The sequence below is a fragment of the Bradyrhizobium uaiense genome (genome assembly GCF_010811875.1).
Classification (GTDB): domain Bacteria; phylum Pseudomonadota; class Alphaproteobacteria; order Rhizobiales; family Xanthobacteraceae; genus Bradyrhizobium; species Bradyrhizobium uaiense.
Genome location: NZ_VKHP01000492.1, coordinates 1 through 1,461 on the forward strand (window position 1 = coordinate 1; position 1,461 = coordinate 1,461).

1 protein-coding gene is annotated in these 1,461 nt (G+C 52.2%); it reads left to right on the forward strand.

Translation table 11 applies throughout. The features are described 5' to 3' along the window. Positions 1–1,140 precede the first annotated feature (1,140 nt). On the forward strand, positions 1,141–1,461 hold a 321-nt coding region (locus tag FNJ47_RS50730), incomplete at its 3' end, for an AfsR/SARP family transcriptional regulator (RefSeq protein WP_206685415.1).

The window sequence follows — 1,461 nt, forward strand, 5'->3', positions numbered from 1 at the left end:
GCCCAAAAACGAAATCCCAAAACGCAGGAAATCCTGGTTCCACACACCGCTTTCCTGCAAAATCGAATACTTTCTCAAGAACATTTTTGCTTATTTTTCAGGTCAATCCGCATTCTTCACGGACGACTGCAGATGGTAACGTGTTTCGAGGTGCACGCCGCTAGGCAAAAGGGTCTTGGCGGAAGCCGGTTTCAGGCCGAACATCAATCGTCGCGACACCGCGAATAACGCGGATTCCTTTCGCTGCCGGAGATATCTGTTTCTGAACAGTTCTGCCACAATTAGCCGGCTGATCGGGGCCTGCGGCATCGCGATCTGGGCGTAACGGGACTGCCGGGTGGAAGACTCGGAAGGTGAGTTCGAGAATTTCCCCGACGTTGTTGACTGTTGGCTCAATTCCGAAAGGCGCAGCGCGTCCCCAAATCCCTGCGGCTCGCCACGGAAGGGGCGTAGAGAAATCTACGCTTGTTCACGCTATCGCTCTCCAACGCCCCAATGGAATCAAGCTGTTATATAAGATCCCACAAATTACTCAACGACCATACAGTTTCGCTGTTCGGTCTTAACGTGTGCGTGATGGCGTTGAATGAGACTGAAGGTTAGATTTTGGATGATCGTATTGTTGGGACTGAAGCAATCTTGCCAATTTTCCCGGTGGAGCTATCGGCGTGCAAACATTTGTACGAAACGCACCAAGGGGCGCGCTCCGCAAGCGTGTTCTAAGCTTGTCATGGCAGCCCCCGCAGCGTACTTCGCCGGCTAACCACGTCTCATCTATTCGGAGTGCGGTTTGTTTGCGCGGGATGTTGGGAACAATCCGCCCGACTTTGTATTGCGTGTTATGGTTTTTCAATAATGAGTCTACAGTTTTTGGTTGCGTGTCACAAAACTCGGCTACATAATGGTCTTATTGGTCGAGCTGACTAGACATCTTTAAAAGAGTTCTCGACGGCATCGGTCTCGTCGAAACTTCCAGATACTTGAGCTGCAAAATAGCAACACGCCGGTCGCGCGAGGGCTAACGCTAGTGCGCATGGTGCTCGAATGAAATGCCTGTCCCAAACGAGGCAGTCCGTCGCCGCCGGGTAAACAGAGACGCGGTGGTTAAAGGCAGGCTTCGAGAGAGTCTGTGGGGCGCGTATGATCTGGAAAATCAACACGTTCGGAAGCTTTCGGCTGTTCTATCAAGAACAGCAGCTTGGCGCCCATTTGTCTCGAACGTCGAAAGCACTGATCTCATTACTAGCGACGCACCAAAGCCGAAGTGTAACGAGAGAAGAAATCGCGTGCTTGCTTTGGTCCACCGAGTACGACAAGGCCGCTCAGCATCGACTGAGCACCATTCTTTGGCGACTTCGTCACTTGGGCGATAGCGGTGCGCAAACGACTACTAGACAACTCCTGCTAATCGAGCCGAACGGCGACGTCAGGATCAATGGACGTGATGTTGTCGAGATCGAC